The following is a 2,126-nucleotide window of genomic DNA, read 5'->3' on the forward strand; positions in this document are numbered from 1 at the left end:
TTGGATTTCACGGAGCCGAGCCACAGGGGGTGTTGGGGGTTGCGGTCCTGGCCGTAGGTGGCGATGAGGGCTTGGGCTTCGATGGGGTCGCCCAGTCGCGTCCCGGTGCCGTGCGCCTCCACCACATCCACCTGGTTTGCCCGCAGTCCCGCGTCGACCAGCGCCTCGCGGATGACTCGTTGTTGGGAGGGGCCGTTGGGTGCGGTGAGTCCGTTGCTGGCGCCGTCCTGGTTGACGGCAGACCCACGCACCACGGCTAGCACGGGATGCCCGTTGCGCCGCGCGTCCGACAGCCGTTCCACGACGAGGACACCAGCGCCCTCGGCCCAGCCCGTGCCGTCGGCCGCCGAGGCGAACGCCTTGCAGCGCCCGTCCGAGGACAGCCCCTGCTGACGGCTGAAGTCGATGAAGGGAGCCGGGCTCGACATGACCGTCGCACCGCCCACCAGCGCCAACGAGCATTCGGAGCGCCGCAGCGACTGTGCCGCCAGGTGCAGCGCGACCAGCGACGACGAGCACGCCGTGTCGATGGTGACCGCGGGACCCTGCAGTCCCAACGTGTATGCCAGCCGCCCCGAGGCGATGCTCCCGGAATTCCCCGTCCCGAGATATCCCTCCACCTCGTCCGGGATCCTCGGCAGCCGAGACGCGTAATCGTGGTACATGATTCCAACGAAGACGCCGGTACGACTGCCGGTCAGCGAAGCAGGGGAGATTCCGGCGCGTTCCACGGCTTCCCAGGAGGTCTCCAGCAACAGGCGCTGCTGCGGGTCCATCGCCAGCGCCTCACGCGGCGAGATCCCGAAGAACTCCGCGTCGAAATCGGCCGCGTCGTACAGGAACCCCCCGCGCTGCGTGTCGCTGCTGCCGACCTCGCCCGGGCGTGCGGCACGCAGTCCTTCGAGGTCCCATCCGCGGTTCTGCGGGAACCCGTCGATGGCGTCGCCCGACGAACTCACCAGGTCCCACAGTTCTTCCGGTGACGTCGCACCACCCGGATACCGGCACGCCATACCGATGATGGCGATAGGCTCCCGGTCCCGTTCCTCTAGGGACTTCAACTGCTGCCGAGTGTCCCGCAGTTCCGTGGTCAGCCGCTTCAGGTACTGAAGGGTCTTTTCCTCGCTCACTTCACACCGCTCTCGTCCGGTTCCAGTCGGGCCCTTCGGTATTTGCCAGGAATCTCAGGAAAGGCCGAGTTCCTCGTCGATGATGCCGAGCATTTCTTCCAGACCCGCCTCTTCGAGGTCGTCATGCGGTTTCCCGTTGCTCTGTTCGTCCCTTCCGGATGGCGAATTCTCGTTCCCGGCCCTGGACGCGTCCCTGATCTCCCAGGACTTCAGGAGCGAGCGAAGGCGGTTGCGTACTTGTCCGTTGTGCGCGGTGCCGTCGTGGATCCGTGCCAGCGCGGATTCCAGACGGTCGATCTCTCGCAGGACGGCTTCGTGTGACAGCACTTCGTCGGAGGGAATCAGCTGCTCGGCCAGGTGCGCGCAGAGCGCGCCGGGCGTCGGATGGTCGAAGATCAGCGTGGCTGGCAGCCGCAGCCCCGTCGCAGTGTCCAACGCGCCCCGGAGTTGGACGGCCGTGAGGGAGTCGAACCCCAGGTCCGTGAACTGGCGGTCCATGCCGATGGTGTCACCCGAGCCGTGTCCCAGCACCGCAGCGGCATGGGTACGCACTAGGGTTTCCAGCCGCTCACGGACCTTATGCGGTGGCAGAGAGCGCAGGGCCTCCGCCAGAACGTTTCGCGCCGTCCCGGCGCCGTCCGTCCGTCCGTCAGCCACGTCCTGCAGAACGCCGGCGGTCGCTCGGCCCGAAGTCACGCCCGCGAGTTCGAGCAGCACGGAGGGTACATGATCGCCTTCCGCTGCGGCACGGCGGCGCAGTACGGCCTTGTTCAGCGGCAGGGGTACGACGGTGGGCCGGGCTGCCTTCAGAGCCGCGTCGAACAGCGCGAGTCCTTCCTCCACCTCGATCGAGACGAGACCAGTCCGCGACAGGCGCCGCAGGTCCGTGTCACCGAGCGTCCCTGCCATGCCGTGGGGGGTGTTCCAGAGGCCCCAGGCGATGGTGGTGGTGTGGGGATGGTGGTGGGCGAGGGCGTCGAGGTAGGCGTTGGCGGC

Annotated in this window: 2 protein-coding genes; both read right to left on the bottom strand. The window is 67.6% G+C overall.

What is annotated here, in order from left to right:
• Positions 1–1,172, bottom strand: a 1,172-nt coding sequence (locus ABT245_RS45735; RefSeq protein WP_351747057.1) for a beta-ketoacyl synthase N-terminal-like domain-containing protein, incomplete at its 3' end; no start/stop codon positions are given.
• A gap of 12 nt (positions 1,173–1,184) precedes the next feature.
• Positions 1,185–2,126, bottom strand: a 942-nt coding sequence (locus tag ABT245_RS45740) for a beta-ketoacyl reductase (protein WP_351747055.1), incomplete at its 5' end; no start/stop codon positions are given.

Source organism: Streptomyces sp. NPDC001508 (assembly GCF_040298665.1).
Lineage (GTDB): Bacteria > Actinomycetota > Actinomycetes > Streptomycetales > Streptomycetaceae > Streptomyces.